This window comes from Olivibacter sp. 47, from assembly GCF_030372825.1.
GTDB lineage: Bacteria > Bacteroidota > Bacteroidia > Sphingobacteriales > Sphingobacteriaceae > Olivibacter > Olivibacter oleidegradans.
Window position 1 is genome coordinate 4,711,418 of the sequence record NZ_JAUCNR010000001.1, and the last position, 18,288, is coordinate 4,729,705.

General features: G+C 42.5%; 10 protein-coding genes. 8 read left to right on the forward strand and 2 right to left on the reverse strand.

Annotation, left to right across the window (positions count from 1 at the left end; genetic code table 11):
- Positions 1-50: 50 nt before the first annotated feature.
- The 8 genes from QT327_RS20485 (at position 51) to QT327_RS20520 (ending at position 14,705) form a co-directional block, all read left to right on the forward strand.
- Positions 51-1,220, forward strand: a complete 1,170-nt coding sequence (locus QT327_RS20485; RefSeq protein WP_289553896.1) for a FecR family protein — start codon at positions 51-53, stop codon at positions 1,218-1,220.
- Between the two features lie 170 nt (positions 1,221-1,390).
- Positions 1,391-4,708 carry a SusC/RagA family TonB-linked outer membrane protein gene (locus QT327_RS20490; RefSeq protein WP_289553897.1) on the forward strand — a complete coding sequence of 1,106 codons (3,318 nt, stop codon included), beginning with the start codon at positions 1,391-1,393 and terminating at the stop codon, positions 4,706-4,708.
- A 10-nt stretch (positions 4,709-4,718) separates the two neighbouring features.
- A complete protein-coding gene (locus tag QT327_RS20495; RefSeq protein WP_242627194.1) occupies positions 4,719-6,194 on the forward strand; it encodes a RagB/SusD family nutrient uptake outer membrane protein in 1,476 nt (491 codons plus the stop codon).
- Positions 6,195-6,223: 29 nt separating this feature from the next.
- Complete coding sequence (locus QT327_RS20500) at positions 6,224-7,501, forward strand: polysaccharide pyruvyl transferase family protein (protein ID WP_130856153.1); 1,278 nt, start codon at positions 6,224-6,226, stop codon at positions 7,499-7,501.
- 122 nt (positions 7,502-7,623) lie between these two features.
- Positions 7,624-8,661 (forward strand): linear amide C-N hydrolase, encoded by a 1,038-nt coding sequence (locus QT327_RS20505; RefSeq protein WP_130856154.1) that lies wholly within the window; start codon positions 7,624-7,626, stop codon positions 8,659-8,661.
- A gap of 318 nt (positions 8,662-8,979) precedes the next feature.
- Positions 8,980-9,624 carry a hypothetical protein gene (locus tag QT327_RS20510; RefSeq protein WP_289553898.1) on the forward strand — a complete coding sequence of 215 codons (645 nt, stop codon included), beginning with the start codon at positions 8,980-8,982 and terminating at the stop codon, positions 9,622-9,624.
- A 404-nt stretch (positions 9,625-10,028) separates the two neighbouring features.
- On the forward strand, positions 10,029-13,127 hold the full coding sequence (locus QT327_RS20515) for a SusC/RagA family TonB-linked outer membrane protein (protein ID WP_289553900.1): 3,099 nt from the start codon (positions 10,029-10,031) through the stop codon (positions 13,125-13,127).
- A 12-nt stretch (positions 13,128-13,139) separates the two neighbouring features.
- A complete protein-coding gene (locus QT327_RS20520) occupies positions 13,140-14,705 on the forward strand; it encodes a SusD/RagB family nutrient-binding outer membrane lipoprotein (RefSeq protein ID WP_130856157.1) in 1,566 nt (521 codons plus the stop codon).
- Between the two features lie 102 nt (positions 14,706-14,807).
- Here QT327_RS20520 and QT327_RS20525 read toward each other — a convergent pair whose 3' ends face one another.
- Both QT327_RS20525 and QT327_RS20530 read right to left on the reverse strand, forming a co-directional pair.
- Positions 14,808-15,233: a nuclear transport factor 2 family protein gene (locus QT327_RS20525; RefSeq protein WP_130856158.1), complete on the reverse strand. Its 426-nt coding sequence runs from the start codon at positions 15,231-15,233 to the stop codon at positions 14,808-14,810.
- Positions 15,234-15,887: 654 nt separating this feature from the next.
- Positions 15,888-18,281, reverse strand: a complete 2,394-nt coding sequence (locus QT327_RS20530) for a glycoside hydrolase family 2 TIM barrel-domain containing protein (RefSeq protein ID WP_130856159.1) — start codon at positions 18,279-18,281, stop codon at positions 15,888-15,890.
- Between the last annotated feature and the right edge of the window lie 7 nt (positions 18,282-18,288).

The window sequence follows — 18,288 nt, forward strand, 5'->3', positions numbered from 1 at the left end:
TAGGTACGTCTTTCTTCGTTTGTCGTATATAAGGTAAAAATTTGCCGAACATGACGAGCAAGGCCTTTTATAAACAGGAACATATTATTTATTTACTTTCGAAACGATTGCAGCAGCCGCTTTCTATAGAGGAGGAAGAGGAAATCGTCGTTTGGCGTCAGACATCCCAAGCCAATCAGCTACTTTTTGAACAATTAAATGATCCTTCAAAGGTGAGCTCGTGGTTAGAGAAAATGAAAGCTTACGACCTTGAAGCTAGCATGGACCGTATTAAGAGGCGAATGGTGGTGAATAGCAAAAGACAAAAACGAAGAACGGTCTATTGGATGGCCGCTTCTATACTGATTTTTCTGTGCATGGGAGGGGTATTTATGTACGAAAAGAACCATAAAGAAGTTGAGCAAATGATTCCGCCTGGCCGCCCGATAGCGCAGTTGAAGTTACATGATGGCTCGACGGTCGATTTGGATCGCCTATCAGCTGGAGAAAGCACTTCGCGTGCCGGGGTGCGGATTACTAAAACTGCTGACGGCCAAATTACTTGTAATTATACAACTGTAAGCGGGAGGAAACCTGTTGCCAATTACAATACCATCGCGACGCCGATAGGCGGTGAGTATCGAGTCGTTTTACCTGACGGTTCGCTCGTATGGTTAAATGCCAATTCATCTTTAGCGTTCCCTTCGCAGTTTACTGAGCGCAAGCGTAATGTGCGACTAACAGGCGAGGCCTATTTCGAAATTGTACATGACGTTGAACGTCCCTTTATCGTGAATACTAGACAACAGACTATCTATGTTTTGGGAACAAAATTTAATGTGCAGGCGTATCAAGATGAGCTAGCAATGAAAACAACGTTATTGGAAGGTGCTGTTCAAGTCCGAACAGCCCATCAACAACAAGTGCTAAAAGTAGGAGAGGAGGCCCGTTCTTATGTGGCTGATGATCGATTGGATATTGAACGAGCGGACATAGAAGCCGCGCTTGCTTGGAAAAACGGATATTTTGTCTTTAACGATGAAAATCTTGTTGATATCATGAAGAAAATAGGACGCTGGTATCAGATCGATGTTACTTATGTGGGAGATATGGAGGATAAGATTTTCGCTGGTACTTTTTCTAAAAGGAAGAGCCTGCAGCATCTGTTAAGCAGTTTAGCTGCTACGGGAGAGATTACTTACGAAATAAAAGGAAGGAGGGTGACGATTATGTCTGAGTAATAGAAAAAGCTGACCGGAAATGCGCTAACACTTCCGGATCAGTAGCTTAAAGCTGAACATTAGGTCAATTCCTTTTCGTATTAAACAAACCTAATAATCAAATGTACAAAAAAAATACTGCATGGAATAGTGTTGCACTTTTGCGCTGTTTCTTAAAATTAATAGCGGTAATGAAGCTCATTTTCATCTTAACCATCATCTGTAGCCATTGTTATGCGATCAGCTTGGCGCAGCGAGTTACCTTAAAGGTTAACAACGTTGCGATAAAAGAAGTAATGCGGCGGTTAGGAAAAATGACAGGCTATGATTTTATCTATAATGTTGATCGTTCTAACACCCTGAAACAGGTGTCTATCGACGTAAAAGAGACGCCCATAGAAGAGGTATTAAAGCAGTGCTTTTATCCTTTAAAGGTAGAAATCGTCTCGAAAGAAGAAAAAACTGTTGTATTAAAACTAAGTGAGCGATCCTCTCTTGGAGGGGTAAGCCTAGGGCCACCAGAGCTGTCACAGTTAATAATAGAAGGACGTGTAACAGACAAAGATGGAAGAGGCTTGGAAGGGGTCTCTGTTTTTGTTAAGGAGCATCCAAAAGTAGGTACGATAACGAATAGTGATGGCTATTATTCATTATCTGTTCGGGACGGAGCCTTCATCGTGTTCTCATTTACCGGCTTCCAACGGAAGGAAGAGTCAATTGGGCAGCGTACACAGATTAATGTGACGTTGGCCGAACAGGAGTCGGCATTAGACGAAGTAGTAGTAGTAGGATATGGTACGGTGAGACGAGGAGATTTAACAGGAGCAGTATCTACCGTAGGGGAGAAGGACATTCGCGCTACGCCAATTGTGGCCTTAGACCGCGCCATGCAAGGGCGGGTGGCGGGCGTCAATGTTACCACAAACTCGGCTAGGCCCGGGGGAGCCACTACGGTACGCATTCGTGGCACAGGTTCCGTTAACGCAGGCAATGAACCTTTATATGTTATTGACGGCTTCCCGACCGGCGATCTCAACTCTATTAACATCAACGACATCGAATCAATGGAGGTCCTGAAAGATGCGTCAGCGACAGCTATTTACGGATCGAGAGGTTCAAATGGCGTCATCATGGTAACTACACGTAGAGGAAAAGTCGGAAGATCCATTGTGAGTTACGACGGTTATTATGGAGAGCAGAGCGTACGACGAAAAATCCCCCTGTTGAATGCCCGGCAGTTTGCAGAATTTGTCAATGATGCCAATGTTAATAATGGTTCGGTGCCCTATTTTGACGGAAGTAGTGACGAACGTCCGTTGCCTTCAAGTTTAGGTGAAGGTACAGATTGGCAAGATGTCATCTTGCGCAAAGCACCTATACAAGATCATCAATTAGGTATATCAGGTGGCTCCGAAAAAACGCGCTATGCCATTTCGCTTGGCTATTATGGACAAGACGGTATCGTTATTGGTTCTGATTTTAAACGTTATTCACTTCGGACAAATGTAGATAGTGATGTCTCAAGTCGGCTGAAAGTGGGCCTATCTGCACAGGGTGTACACACTTCCAGTAATAGCGCGCGTACGGAAATAGCGGGCAATACCGCTTATGAAAGTGTGGTTTCTTCAGCTTTGAACTATTCGCCAACTTTTCCGGTATGGAATTCCGATGGAGCTTACTTTACTAACCAGGGACCCCTCAATGGTTTGGGGGCTGATAATCCCTATGCAATGTCACAGGAATTCACCAACAAAGGTTCTTTGATTCGATTTTTAGCAAATACCTATGCAGAATTTAAAATCAGCGATCATCTGAGATTTAAAACTACATTGGGCGCCGATTTACAGTCCAATAAGGCAAGCAATTATATTTCACGCCGGGTAATTACAGGTGCGAGCTTAGGCGGAAGCGCTTCTGTCGCATCTGCACAAACTATCAACTGGTTAAACGAAAATACCTTGACTTATGAGCGCACTTTCGGATCGATTCATCAACTTAACGCATTGCTAGGGTACAGCTATCAGCAGTCTGATTATGAAACGGCCACGGCCAATGCCAATACTTTCAATGATGACTTTGCTAAATATCATAATTTGGGAGCCGGGTCGACACTTATTCCGGCTAGCTCAGGTGTAAACCAGTGGCGATTGATTTCATATATCGCACGAGTCAACTACGGTTTTGACGATCGGTTCTTACTGACACTCACCGGTAGAAGGGATGGATCCTCTCGTTTTGGCACCAATAATAAGTTCGGTTTTTTCCCCTCCGGTGCGTTTGCTTGGAAAGTACGGAATGAAACCTGGATGCAGGATTTGAAATATTTATCAGACGCAAAACTTAGGATCAGTTATGGACTTTCCGGCAACCAGGAAATTGATAATTACCGTTTTTTGGCAAATATTACACCGCTTCCCTATGTGTTGGGCGGAGCATTATTAACAGGTAATGCACCTCAGGGAATAGCCAACCCGGATTTACGTTGGGAAAAGAACGCGCAACTTGATATTGGATTGGACCTTGGGTTCTTTGATAACCGGCTATCCTTCACCGGTGACTACTATGTGAAAACAACTTCGGATCTTTTGTTCAGTGTAGGAGTCCCCACGAATTCGGGTTTTTCTTCAATGCTCCAAAATATCGGTCGCGTGCAGAACAAGGGAGTTGAGCTAGCATTGAATAGTACCAACATTGATCATGGTGGTTTTCGTTGGACGAGCGCTTTCAATATAACATTCAATAAAAATAAGGTACTTGCGCTTGATAATCGCACAGAGTTTAGAGCGGGTAGTGATGCACAAGTGCATAGAACAAATATCAGTCCGATTTTAATGCGTGTGGGAACGCCGATAGGCAATTTTTATGGGTTTAAAATGGAGGGTATTTTTCAAAATGAAAACGAAATTGCAGCCTCAGCACAACCTAACGCAAAGCCCGGTGATATACACTATGCAGACATTAATGGCGATGGTATTTTTAATGATGAGGACCGTACGATTATCGGGAATGCAAACCCGGATGCTTTTGGTGGCCTTAATAATACTATCTCTTATAAGGGTTTTGATTTAAATATCTTTATTCAAGGCACCTTCGGGAATGAGGTTCTCAATTACGGCACTTTTGACCAAATGAATATGACGGGAGGAAATAACCAGTCAACCCGTGTGTTAGACCGGTGGACTCCTACCAATCCCAGTAATTCGGTGCCGCGGGCCAACGCGGCTGGTGGATCTCGATTGCTTTCCACACTCCATGTGGAAGATGGGTCTTACATTCGTTTTAAAAATATTTCTTTGGGTTATACTTTGCCTACCAGTTGGTTACGGTCACTCTCGGTTAGTTCCTGCCGTATTTATATCACGGGTCAAAACCTCTTTACGATCACTTCTTATACCGGGTATGACCCCGAAGTAAACAGGTTCGGAAGTGATACGATAAGCCAAGGTATTGATTATGGGGCCTATCCGGCGGCGAAAACGTATTTGTTGGGACTGAATGTTAAATTTTAATATGGAAAATATGACATACACGAAACGAGTAGTTTTAGGCTACATAAAAACGATTGTTTCGCTCTCATGCTTGGCAATGATATTGTTTAACTGTGAGAGCCGATTGGATGTAACACCCCTCTCCAATTTAACAGACGCGACGTACTATAAAACCGCGGAAGATGCAAAAGCTGCGTTAGGGGCTTGTTATGCGAGTATAAGTAATCCGGATGTCTTTATTGATTTAGCTACTTCCGATGATGCTGTTCCGTTTTTGACGGGGGACGCTAACCGCCCGCTGTTGTGGCGCTATGATATAACACCCGATAATGCTTTTATTCGCTTCTATCCAGCTGCTTATACGAGCATTAATCGGTGTAATATTGTTATCAATCGATTGCCAGCGATTGCGATGGATGAAAACCTGAAGCAGCGTTATATTGCCGAAGCAAAATTTTTACGGGCATTGGCTTATTTTAATTTGGTACGCCTTTACGGAGGGGTTCCTATTATGACAACTGAAACGGATGGCTTGGAAGGCTTGGAAGTTGCCCGCGCCTCTATAGACGAAGTATATCAACTTATCGAGAGTGATTTGTTAGCAGCGGAACAGGTACTTCCACTATCATATGACGGAATCGATAAAGGGCGGGCGACGCAAGGTGCCGCCCAAGGTGTTTTGGCGAAGGTTTATCTTACTAGAGCGGGCACAGACCGCGGTTCACCTTATTGGCAACAGGCAGCGGCTAAAGCAAAGGAAGTGATGGATCAAGGGGTTTATGATCTTTATCCAACTTTTGCCCAAGCCTTTTCGTTACAGGCGAGGGGAGGTATAGAAAATGTATTTGAAGTTCAGTATTTAACCGACGTACGGGGGCATAGTTTGGGGAGAGGGTACGGTATTCGCTCCGCGCCGATTTATCCAGGCGGTGGTGCCGGTATTGCACGAGTAGCAGCAAATCTTTTTAATTTATATCAAGACAACGATCAACGGAAAGCAGTTTCTTTTATTACCTCTTACAGCTATCAAGGAAAGACGGTTGAATTATCGGTTACTGATCCGAATCCCGCCAATGCGGTATCTTTCCAAAAACTCTGGGACAAAACGGCGACAACAAATGGTGGGGAGGGAACCAGCTTTCCGATTTTACGATTTGCGGACGTATTGTTGATCTATGCCGAGGCGAGTAATGAGCGTGATGGGGCCCCGTCTGTGGAAGCATATGAAGCACTTAACCGAGTGAGACAACGCGCAGGTATTAATGCACTGGGTGGTCTTGATTATGAGTCTTTTCGAGCGGCTGTTTGGCTGGAGCGCCGATTAGAATTAACTTTCGAAAATAACAGACGATTTGATCTAATACGAACCGGCCAATTACTACAAGCCATTAAAGCAGATACCGGCTTTGGACGAAATGCACAAATTCAAGAACATCATACCTTGTTGCCTATTCCGCAATTGGATATGGATGTTAATCCACTACTGGAACAGAATCCGGGGTATTAATTAAAGACAAATTATTAAAAAGAATTTTTATGTTAACACGAAGAGCATATATAAAGAATTTAGGAACATTGACTGCAAGTGTACTCCTATCCCAGAATTTGTTTGGGCGAAGTTTGAGGAAAAAAGTTGTATTACTTCGTTCATCTTGGCAAACGGTCAACATAGGTGATATTGGCCACACCCCTGGCGTACTCGCCTTACTTGAAAAGCATTTGCCGGACGTGGAAGTGCGCTTGTGGCCGATGAGTATCAATAACGGCGTAGAACCAATGTTACGAAAGCGTTTTCCACACGTGAAGATTGTACAAGGTGAAGCCGATCTGGCGCGAGCCTGGCAGGAGAGCGATTTTTTACTGCATGGCTCGGGACCGTCTTTGGTTGCTGCTAAAGATATTGCTCGGTGGAAAGAGGAAACAAGTAAACCTTATGGCATTTATGGAATTACATTTCCCGGATTTTACGGTCCGCCGACTTCCGGACAGGAAGCTGCATTAGCGAAGAATATTGAATTGCTCACGACAGCACAGTTTTGCTATTTCCGGGATTCAACATCACTTCATTTTGCGCAAGAACATGGCGCGCGTTGTCCTGTTATGGAATTTGGGCCTGATGGTGCTTTTGCCGTGGATCTAAGTAATGAAAAGGCTGCCAGGAAATTTCTTGAACAGCATGATTTAGAGGAAGGTAGCTTCTTGTGTGCTATTCCTCGGCAACGTTATACGCCATGGTGGGAACTTCCTGAAAAGAAAGCGAAATTTGATGGACGCAAAAATGCACGTAATGAGGAAATGCGTGAGCATGATAATGCGCCGATTCGGGAAGCGATTATTGAAGTGGTACGTCAGACACCAATGAAGGTATTGGTATGTCCGGAGGATGGAACTCAGGTAAAGTTGGGAAAGCAAATCATTATGGACAAATTGCCACAAGATGTACGTAATAAAGTAGTTTGGAAAGACTCTTATTGGCTAACGGATGAAGCCGTGAGTACTTATAGGCTCTCAGCAGGATTATTTGGATTGGAAATGCATTCCCCAATTATGTGTATCGGAAACGGTATACCCGCTTTGGTTGGTAGGTTTGAAGAACAAACCTCTAAAGGAATCATGTGGAAGGATATTGGCTTGGATGAATGGTATTTCGATGTAGATAAACCGGAGGATGTGAAGCGGATTTTACCGGCAGTTTTAGCACTTGCCAAAAATCCAGAGGAAGCCAAGCAAAAGGCTTTAGACGCGAAAGTAAGAGTGGATACACTCTTTGCAGCTAGTATGGCAAGACTGGCTAATGAACTAGAACAGCGGTAGTATAAAGTCCCTCGGGAAAACAGGAGACTAATTAATAAATGCACAAATTGAGCTCGGTCAGAACATTTGTGCATTTATTATTGTTCAATACGTAACAGCCAATTTGTTTATCAAATCGTTTTATGAGAAAATCAATACTATTAGCATTCATACTTTTTGTTTGTTCGGTTAAAACGGATGTAAAAAGTTGCACACGCGTGGTCTACAAGGGTACGAATGGCACCTTGTTAACAGCTCGTTCTATGGATTGGAAAGATGATATTCTTACAAACCTCTGGATTTTTCCGCGCGGGATGGAACGAAGCGGGGAGGTGGGACCAAAATCCATCCAATGGAAATCAAAATATGGAAGTGTAATTGCTTCCGGCTATGATATTTCCACAACGGATGGCATGAATGAGAAGGGGCTGGTAGCTAATGTCTTGTGGTTAGCCGAGTCTGAATATCCTATTTGGAATCAACAAACACCTGGTTTATCGATTGCACTATGGGCACAGTATGTACTTGATAATTTCGCAACCGTATCAGAAGCTGTAGACGCTCTTCAAGATGAGAAAATCACGATTATAACGGCAAATGTACCTGGACAGGAGCGCTTGACTACCTTGCATCTATCACTTTCGGATGGAACAGGAGACAACGCTATTTTTGAATATATTAAAGGCAAACTGGTGATCCATCACGATACGTCCTATAACGTGATGACAAACTCACCTATTTTTGAAAAGCAGTTAGCATTAAATGAATATTGGTCAGAAATCGGAGGAACTGTCATGCTGCCGGGAACGAATAGAGCAGTAGATCGCTTTGTACGTGCTGCGTTCTATGCGAATTCAGTTCCCAAAACGGCCGATCGCAGAATTGCAGTAGCAAGTGCTTTCAGTGTTATTCGGAACTGCTCTGTTCCATTTGGAATTTCTACACCTGATCAACCTAATATATCCTCTACGCGTTGGCGTTCGGTTTCAGACCATAAGAATTTAGTTTATTATTTTGAAACCGCCCTTACTCCTAACACATTTTGGGTCGATTTCAAAGACGTAGATTTTTCGGAGAATGCAGCGGTGAAAGTGCTTAAAATTAGTAATGGCGAAACTTACGCTGGAAATGCTGCCAAAAAATTTATAATAAGTAAACCTTTTAAATTTCAGGGCTTGTAAACGTATAAGGGACAGCATAGATCTTTTTTGGCCAACGAACACTGCTTGCTATTTCCAGTGCTTAACATATCGTTAACGATTAGAAAATCCTGCTTGCTGTATATTTTATCTTTTCTATTTAAAGATATACTAATTGTTGGAAAAGAACGAAGGCTGTGAATGTTGGCTAAATTAAGCCTTGAATAAAGAAAATCGATATTTAAAGACTAATTTATCGCCGATAACGTTTATGTTATCATAGCCATAAATTATATCATCATGATCTTTATATATAATCGTCAAATTTTTTACTGTATAACTCTTGGTATATTTTTTTCAATGCCTTATCTAGCTTTTTGCCAATTTGGAGGAGGTCTGAGCGTGGAATTGGGAGCCGGAGCCACTCAGCTTTACGGTGAAATGATGCATAAGCCACTGAAATTTGGCTATCATATAGGCGCTGATTATATTGTGATTCCTTTTATGACAGTTGGTGTGCAAGGAATGATGGGTCGACTTGCTGCTAACGATCCGATGGGACGAATGGCCAAAAATAATTACATGGGCGCTAACATCAATGCAAAAGCGCGCTTAGGATTATTGTGGATCGATGACAAGGAAAATTTCGAGTTGACTTATATCCGTGAACATTTTTTCAGATCCTTGATCCGTAATATTTGTGTGGGCACAGGTATTGGTTTATTGCGAAATGAAATTGATGCAAACCGAGGAACGCCGAATGATGCACATTTGGTAGGTGAAGATGAAAGCAGCGCGGTATTTGTGCCATTAAATCTAGGTATTGACATTCCCTTTGGCTATTCGATAAGCGGACCAACTTGGGCTATCAACGCAAATGCTCAACTGGGACTTTACTTTGGGGATGAATTAGACGGTTACGCCAATATGTATAGTCGGCATGATGACCGCCTACTCTATTTTTCGCTTAGTATTAAAAAATCTTTAAATCGTGCAATGCGATGACCTCATTCAGCTTCAAAGTTGTTTTTAATTCCACTAAGATTACTGCCAACGATGGCATTTTTCTACACTTTGTGGAGATTTTTGTGGTTGGCAGGTGCGGGTGAGGATCATCCTCTGTTATTTGTCAAAAAAGAATCAATCGACAATCAATATATCTGTATATATTTTATAACTGGTTAAGTGTTTGAATAACAATTGATAATTTGGAGGCCAGTTAAATGAATCACCTGAATATATAAGCCCTTTTCACCTGCGTAAATTTTTTTATCTGTTTAAACGCATAGTCAGTGCAAGTACGGCAAATAATTGTTGCTAAAACGTTTAATTCTATTGGGATTAGGTTATAGCTTGACCGGTTTGCGCTATCGGTCCCTCTACAAGTTAAATATTGTAATTTTTAAACTATGTTTCAGTACTACAAAATGCTCCTTGGAGCTGTATTTTTCTTTTTGCTGAGTACAGCTCAATTGTATGCACAGCAAACGATTAAAGGAACGGTGAAAGATGAATCAGGCCCATTACCCGGCGTTACCGTCATGGTTAAGGGACAGCAACAATCCGTTCAGACTTCGCCCAACGGAGTCTACGAAATCAAAGCGAAAAAAGGAGAAATCCTTGTTTTCACCTATATCGGTTATACTCGAAAGGAGGTGGCTGTTGGTGATAATCCAATAATGAACGTTACCCTTGCTCCGGAAACCAATGCGCTGAATGAGGTCGTCGTAAGTGCGTTGGGGATTAAACGCGAATCGAAAGCTTTGGGTTATTCCACCACCCGGGTAGAGGGGGATAAGTTTACCCAATCGCGTGATGTAAACTTGGGTAATGCCCTTACCGGTAAAGTTGCCGGGGTTAGTGTCTCGAATAATGCCACAGGAGCTTCCGGTAGCAGTCGGGTTGTGATCCGAGGTAATGCTTCGATGACGGGCAATAACCAACCGCTGTATGTTATTGATGGTGTGCCGTTCGACAATACCAATCAAGGCAGTGCGGGACAATACGGCGGACTCGACCTCGGTGATGGTTTATCGAATATCAACCCCGATGACATTGCCGACATTCAAGTATTGAAAGGTGCGGCAGCTTCAGCTCTATATGGTTACCGTGGCGGTAATGGTGCTATCTTAATCACCACAAAAAGTGGGAAGGCGGGTGAGGTCTTATCTGTTGAGCTGAATAACAACTTCACCCTGAACAATATTATCGACTTCAGAGATTTTCAAAACGAATACGGACAAGGTACGCAAGGGGTAAAACCTACTTCGGCAACTTCCGCGCTTAACTCAGCTGTTTCCAGCTGGGGGCCTCGATTTGATGGTTCCGAAGCAGTGAATTTATTAGGTAATACTTATACCTATTCTCCCGGGCCGGATAATTGGAAGAATTTCTATAGAAACGGTATCAATAACCAAACCTCAGTTGCTATTGCCGGAAGTAGTGAGAAGGTGCGTTACCGCGTTGGCTTATCGAACTTATATAACAATCCCAACATTCCCAATTCGAACATGAAGCAACAGGGAATTAACACGAATACCAGCTATAAGATTACTGATAAGCTAGAGTTAACCATTACTGCGAATTATATCTTTGAACAGGTAAAAAATCGGGCTTTGTTAGCTAATAACTCTACGAATATTAATGCTTCAACCTTGTATTTAGGAAATGGTTACGACATTCGATGGCTAAATCCCTATCGTAACGCTGACGGGAATGAATTGCTTCCTGGAACAAACCTCTACTTCAACAATCCATATTTTTTAGCCTACGAACATCAGAACAATACGGATCGTAACCGCTTAACCGGGGCGGCGACACTGAAATATGATATCTTAGACTGGTTATCTATTCAGGGACAAGTGAGTAGGGATGGTTATGTTTTTCAATTTAGAAAGGTAACGCCTACCGGAACGGCTTATGCAAATGGAGGCGAGCTGACAGAATATGAGCGTAACTTCCGCGAACTGAACGCCAACTTTTTGATTACCGCGAATAAGAAGATCGGTGAGAATTTTAGTATCAACGCGTCGTTAGGCGGTAATCACCAGGACAACATTAACCGTGCCTACGGCCTGTTAGGCGGTGCCGCGGGACCTTTTATTGTGCCTTATGTGTATAATATTAATAATATCAATGCACCGAATACTAAATATGTGCCCGAGTACGAGCGTTTTCGAGTAAACTCTTTTTATGGTACGGCAGACTTTGGTTATAAGGATTTTCTATTCTTGAACTTCACAGGAAGAAACGACTGGTTCTCCACTTTAAACCCTAGTAACAACAACTATTTCTATCCGTCAGTGAGCACCAGTTTTGTATTCAGTGAGGCCTTCGATTTACCGGAAGCAATCAGCTTTGCCAAATTCAGAGCCTCTTATGCTGAATCGTCCAATGGAACAACTCCTTATCAGAATTTACTGAATTTTTCTTTACGAACTTATGATAAGGACGGAGTGCCATTGGGTTACGTAAAGAATGAGAACGTGCCGAACACGAATCTGCGGCCCGTTCAAATTCGTGAATATGAGGCTGGTTTAAATATGCAGTTTTTCAATAATCGTTTAAGCTTTGATGCTGCAGTTTATCAAAAAGATACAAAGGACGATATTGCCATCATCAGTACGAGTACAGCTTCCGGCTTTAATGCAGCTATTCAGAATATTGGTGAGGTGCGTAATCGGGGTATCGAAGGATTGATTTCAGGAACACCTGTCCAAAACGACAACTTTACATGGAATACAAGCTTAAACTTGGCCTTTAATGATAGTGAAATTAAGTATTTAGGTGAAGGTGTAAATGCCTTGACCATCCAGGGGTCAGAGGCGGCTTACGGAAGTGGCGTGGTCGTGAGTAATGTGGTTGGTATGCGTTATGGCCAGATTATGGGTTTTGCCTATAGACGGGATGATCAGGGGAATATTATTTATGGTTCGGACGGTAATCCGTTACGTACGGATGGTGTCGTACCATTAGGTTCGGGCGTTTACAAAATAACCGGTGGCTTCTCCAATCAATTCAAATACAAAAACTTCTCTTTGTCTGCATTATTCGACTTTAAGTTTGGCGCCAAATTGTATTCAGCGACCAACTTACTTTTATATAATGCGGGTTTGCATAAAGAAACACTAAATGGACGTGAAGGTGGAGTTATTGGAGCCGGGGTTACCGAAGATGGCAGTCCGAATACCGTGGCGGTACCGGCACAAAATTATTATCAAAATTTAGCCATCAATAATAACATTGCGGAAGAGTTTGTATACGATGCAAGTTTTATTAAGTTGCGTGAGTTATCGTTGGGTTATACCTTGCCGAGTAGCTTTTTGCAAAAAATGCCTTTTAAGGCTGCTACTATCTCACTGGTTACCCGCAACCTGGCGACCTTGTTGAAGCACACGCCGAACATCGATCCGGAGTCTGCTTACAACAATTCAAATGCACAGGGGCTAGAGGCTACATCCAATCCCCCTGTAAGAAGTTTTGGCTTTAATCTTAATGTTAAGTTCTAAAAATATTATCCAATGAGATATTCTAAGTCCATATTGACCTTGGCTTTGGCAGCGACTACCTTTTGGAGCTGTACCAAGGATTTTGAAGCAATCAATACCGATCCGAATGCAATCCCGGAGAATGGGATGGATTATAATTTATTATTCTCTTCAGCTCAAGTGTACCATGCAGGCACTGATTATAATGTTTGGCGAAACGGTTTAATCTATTGTGCTACCATGGTGCAGCACCTCGCTTCTACACAAAGTTATTGGAACGGTGATAAATATACCTATGATGCGGCTTATAATGCTGCACACTGGGATCGTGATTATCCAAATGCTGTAAAAGACATTACCATGGTGCTCAGCAAATTCAAAGACGATCCTGCAAAAGCTAATGCTTATCACATCGCTCGTATTATGCGTGTTGCAATCTTTCAAAAGATGACGGACTTATACGGTGATATTCCGTATAGCGAAGCAGGGCTGGGCTACTTGGATGGTGTTGGCTATCCGAAGTATGATACCCAGGAGGCAATCTATCATGATTTATATAAAGAGTTGAACGAGGCAGCAAGTGCGCTAGACGCCAATGCCGCCAATACTTTATCGACGGCTGATTTAATTTACGGCGGTAACGTTGATAAATGGAAGAAGTTTGCCTACTCTTTCATGGTGCGTTTGGGGCTGCGTTTGTCAAAGGTAGACCCTCAAACCGGTAGTCAATGGGTAAACCGAGCATTAGAAGGTGGTGTATTTACCGGTAATGATGACAATGCCATAATGCAGCATCAGTTAAATACGACAGATGCGGCCAATGCATACGGAAAGGTATTGGTTTATCAAGATGCTAACGCATCGCGGGTGAGCGAGGCTTTTATCAATCAATTAAAAGGCACCAATGACCCTCGACTTATTTATATCGCTACGGTAGCTGAAGCACCTCAATTGGCTTACGGGAATGCAAACTATGATTTGGGAGATACTACAGCTTCCAAGCAATTAGGTATGCCAAACGGTTATGATGAATTGGGCGCTGAAACGGATATTTCAAAAGCGCCGAACTGGCCGGGAAATCTTAACAACTATTCGATTGTGAATCGTTATACCTACGCGCGTTTGGATGCACCAAGCTTTCTATTGACTCATGCAGAAACGCAACTGTTATTGGCTGAGGCAGCAAATCGTGGTTGGATAGGGGGTGACGCCAAGACCTACTACGACGAAGGGGTAAAAGCGGCCATCTTGCAGATGAACCAGTTGGGGGCGTCACCGGCCATCACAGAGTCACAGGCCACAGCTTACTTAACTGCTAACCCATTTGATGCCAATCAGGCGTTGGAACAAATTAATACGCAATATTGGATTGCAACGTTTATGGATGAGTACGAGGCTTGGACAAATTATCGGCGTTCAGGCTATCCAATATTAAAAGAAGTAAACTATTTTAATAATGTGACGAATGGCAAGGTGCCCCGTCGTTTTACGTATCCAACCAGCGAAGCATCGATCAATACCGCGAACTATAATGAAGCGGTTTCCCGTTATCGTAACGGGGATCGAATGACTTCGCGTATGTGGTGGGACGTGGAATAATAGGAGACTTATATACGTAAAAAGTAAGCCACGGTTTTAAAACGTGGCTTACTTTTTACGTATTTGTTTCCTGTTTTCAGACCTTCTGCAAAGGCTTACGACCTATCTATAAGTAGTAGTTACTTGGTTGATCTTCCATCCGTTGCCTTCTCGACATAATTGAACATATTCAACTTTTGTAAAATCCGGGTATTTCATTTCTATCTGCGCAAGCGCAAATTGAGCACTTTGTTCGATTACATTGTATTGGGTTTTACAATTTTGTTTTAAATTTTTGTTCTGTTTTAAAAAATTAATTACCTGTGCTTTGGTGTGGCTATGAACAACACCTTTACCCGGGGTGTTACGTTTAAAGTTTTCGGTAAATAATTCTTCCAGATTTTCTGTACGGCCTAAGGTAATACCATCTATGTATTCATGGATAGTGCTTTCTGCTGTATTTAAGTTTTTATCTGTTGTAGCATTAGCAAAAGCACTTGAAGTAATAACTATAATGGCAGCGATGATGGATTTAATGGAGGTTCTCATGACTTTACGATTTAAAGGGTTAATTTTTTATTATTTGCTGTTATATTTTGTTCTTTGATTCAAAGGTAAAGCAAAGGAACATGCGGCTCGAGTGAAATTAGGTGAGCTATGCGGAGAACTCGGTAAATAGCAGGGATTTTTCGGTGAAAATTGGCGAGTCGTTAAATGGTGGAGTCGTTAAGAAGTAGTTGAATAGTTGAGTCGTTAAATAGTTGAGGTATTATGTTTGAAATAATTGAGTAGTAAGTAGGAAAGTAGTTGAGTCGTTGAATGGTTGCAGTAGTAGCAGTATTCGGTAACACCTACAGCTTAGCGCTTATTGCTTAATAGCCAATGAAACGATGTGCCAATGAGATAATGAGAAGGGTTAGTGCGACTGAAAGCTGATAGCCGACTTCTGACAGCTTGTTAATGAGCCAATGTGATAATGAGAAGGGGTAGTGCGACTGAAAGCTGGCCTCTGATAGCCGATCACTTAAAACCTATAACATAGAACTTATAACCGACAGACAGACTATCTAAAGCTGAAAACCGAAAGCTGATTGCTGAAAGCTCATGGATAGCAAATATGTTTGCTATCCATGAAATGGTACTACCTGAAAATAGGGGTTTATTATTAAGCTGTATGCAAGAAACAACTGTAAAAATCCGATGTTAGAGCTGCATTTTTACAGCCGGATAAGAAGCGGATTTAATGGTTACAGCTACATTTTTATCGGGCTCTTGTTTATAAATATAAATTAATACTTTCCCGTGATGCAACTGATTACGAAGTGATAAATAACTTGTTAGATTTTGATGATTTCCATTTTCCATTCCTTTAAACTCACCCGGCCCGTCAATTTGTACTTCTATTGCATCATTAGCCATGTATACGGGATTGTCATTTTCATCAACCGCTTGCACCAATATCTCTTTTAATTTATCAGTTTCGTTCTCGTTCAAAATCCGACAAGCTAGTTGAGTCGGTTTGGTAGTAGATCGTAGCGTGTAAGTAGCGACCTGTTTTTGATCAAGATAGGCTCTTGCTTCCAACGTACCAGGCTCAAAGGGGATATCCCAATAGATGTAACCGGTGTTGGAATCTTGTTTTGCTTTTCTTCCTAATGACTTTCCATTTAGGAAGAGTTCTACTTCTTCAGCGTTTGAAAAAGAAGTAACTCTCTGCCGTTTACCATAAGTAGGCTCCCAAATGGGATCCGCTTTCTTGTGACTCCAGATACCGCTATCATCACCATCGGGAATAGGCGAGGTGCCAATGTAAACCATGGGTTTTGTTGCCCATAAGCTCTGTCTGAAATAATACTCCGGCTTTGGCAAACCCGCGAGATCTAATAGCCCTGCGCCATTACTTCTTGTAGGCCATTTGCCAGCCTCGCCGAGGTAGTCAATACCGGTCCATAGAAATTGTCCGGAAATATAATCGTTTGTATCTACTGCAAGCCAAGCTTTATATTGCATACCGTTTTCACTGCCATAGATAACACGTGATGGGTATTTAGCGTGATCCGCTGCATAGCGATACTCTTGATAGTTATAGCCAACTATATCTACGTTTTCAGGATAGGTTGTCGTATTTGACATGACTACACCTGCCAGGGCCGCTGTAATGGGGCGAGTAGAATCGACGCTCTTTGCAGCTTCTGCCAGTGATTTTGAAAGCACACTAAGTCGACTGGCCGGCGGATGGTCAGCCAAATAACCCTTTCCATAAATTTGTGGATTGTTCCCCCCGCTCAGGATTTCATGACTATAAGGATCATTGGGATAATCAACCTCATTACCGATACTCCACATAATAATGGAAGGCCGGTTTCGGTTTCTTCGAATCATGTCTTTGACATCGGTTTGGGACCACTCTTTAAAATGCTGATGATAGCCGTCTTTTCCGGGGCTGCCTACATTCCATCCCGAGATCCATTTGTTTTTACCAAATTCCCATTCGTCGAAAGCTTCATCCATCACTAATAGGCCGAGTTCATCACACAAAGTGTAAAAGAAGTCAGCGTGTGGATTATGGCTCATACGTATCGCATTTACTCCACCTTCTTTTAATGTTTTAAGTCTTCTGCGCCAAACACTCTCAAAAGTAGCAACTCCCAAGGCGCCTGCATCGTCATGAATACAAACTCCCTTTAGTTTCATGTTCTGATCGTTTAGAAAGAAACCTTTGTTGGCATCGAATCGAAAAGTTCGGAATCCCACTTTCTCTTGATAACTGTCGATGGCTTTATTAGCCTTTGTAAGTTCTATAGCCAGGGTATAGCAATAAGGATTTTCTATCGACCATCGATTGGGATTTAAAAGATGTAATTTGGCGGTTGTTTGCTGTTCTTTACTGCCGGTTAAATGGACTTGCTGTTTTTCTTGAGCGACGGTGTTACCGCTTTTGTCTAACAAAGAAACCGTTAGTGTCACATCGGAAGTTAAGGCCTCTTCATTGATTAGATCAATATCCACTGTTGCATTTGCTTCCCTGCCGTTCAGGGTAGGGGTTTGAAACGTAATCCCCCAAGTGGCAAAATGTAGCGGCTGCTGCTTGATAAGATATACGTTACGGTAAATGCCGGAGCCGGTATACCAACGGGAGTCAGCAAATTGACTGTGATCTACCTTTAACGCCAGTACATTTTCTCCACTCTTTAGATACGGGCTAAGGTCATAAAAAAAAGGGATAAAGCCGTTGGGACGTTTACCCAAGTAATGACCATTGACCCAAACTTCTGCATTTTTATAGACACCGTCAAAATAAATACTGTGTTTGCCCTTGACATCTTGTGATGATAGCTTAAATGTTTTGCGATACCAACCGACGCCACCTGGAAGGTAGCCGGTAGCACTTGCCCACCGACTATCAAAAGGGCCGGCGATGGTCCAATCATGGGGCAATACTACCCGCTGCCAGCTTTGATCGTTGAATGATTTTTCAGAGGCCTGCGAAATGTCCCCTAAGTGGAACCTCCATTGATCATTAAAAAGTACTTTTTGTTGGGCCATAGCCGATAATCCGAAGATTATGGCCATCAGTATGCTGACAAATTCTTTCATGAACTGC